Annotated in this window: 2 protein-coding genes; both read right to left on the bottom strand. The window is 41.0% G+C overall.

Annotated features, from left to right (window positions below):
* Positions 1 to 183: 183 nt before the first annotated feature.
* Positions 184 to 843, bottom strand: coding sequence for a TIGR04219 family outer membrane beta-barrel protein (locus tag R7P67_RS25370; protein ID WP_318074920.1), 660 nt, complete (start codon positions 841 to 843; stop codon positions 184 to 186).
* 101 nt (positions 844 to 944) lie between these two features.
* A complete protein-coding gene (gene pspG, locus R7P67_RS25365) occupies positions 945 to 1,160 on the bottom strand; it encodes an envelope stress response protein PspG (protein WP_005496590.1) in 216 nt (71 codons plus the stop codon).
* Between the last annotated feature and the right edge of the window lie 29 nt (positions 1,161 to 1,189).

The following is a 1,189-nucleotide window of genomic DNA, read 5'->3' as shown; positions in this document are numbered from 1 at the left end:
CGAAATAGATGTCTTAGTTCATTTATTGTCATCGCTATCCCTGCTCTAACTTTCCCATTGCTCCTAAATAAGCATGGTCTACCTGAACAAAATAGGGAGAGAAATTCGAATAGATATAATGAAGTGGTATAAAAAAACGCCACTTATATCGTGGCGTTTTTAAAACTGAAGAAAGGAATCGAATTAAAATGAGTATTCCGCGCTAACAAAGAAGCCATTTGCGAAGATAAACTCTTTACCTAAGCTTGAAAGAAACACTTCCGACTCTAAATCGATCACGCGGTATCCACCACGAAAAGCCAACTGAGCGTCTTGTAGTGGCACATGGTATTGAATGCCAGCCATTAAGTCCGTGCTCTTGATGCCTTTGTTGTCACCAAAGTTTATCTCACCAATCACATCAAAGTTCGTATTAGGCACTTGTATCTCTGCGTAGCCGTACCAAGCCCAGATAAGCTCATCAAACTCTTCAGTACGCTTATTTGTACCAGCATCAATGTATTTCGTATCGCTTAGATTGCTGAATGTAACACCCGCATCAAAATGCAATAGATCATGGTCTAGCACTTGGTAGTACATGGTTAAATCGAGTTTATCAAAGCCCATGTAATCGGCATCAACACTTGAGTAACGTAGACGTGCATTCGGTACGTATTTCACATCGTGCTCAATGGCAGCGTAAAAAGTACCCGTTGTACTGCTATCTCTTCTTACTTCATTAACTTTTGTATCTGCACCCCATACTTCTGCCCCCACTTTTGCGGAAAAAGAAGATTCTGCGAATGTAGGAAGAGATGCGGCTAATGATAATGCTGTTAAAGCGATGGTCGCTTTATTTGTCATGGAATGTGTACTCCGAGATAGCTGATATTCAACAATGAGGGCGTGAGGGGAAATATACCATACTCTCACGCCTCGCTATCAACTAAATCGTCTATACCCAACTATTTATAACGCGGTTGGGCAACGAAGTTTTTAAAGAACCAAATACCCAATGCGATGACTATCAGCCATGGTAATAGTTTGAGTACCGCGCCGATCATGCCAAGTAAAAACATCACAACCAACGCAATACCTGTTGCTGCGAACACTGTCATCATCGTGATGCCTGTTACTAATAAGGTCGCGGCAAATACTAAAATAAAGATTAGCTCCAACATAATCACTTCTCCATTTGTTTTCAACTACT

The organism is Vibrio sp. Vb0937 (assembly GCF_033338855.1).
This window is presented reverse-complemented; position numbering and strand designations above follow the sequence as displayed.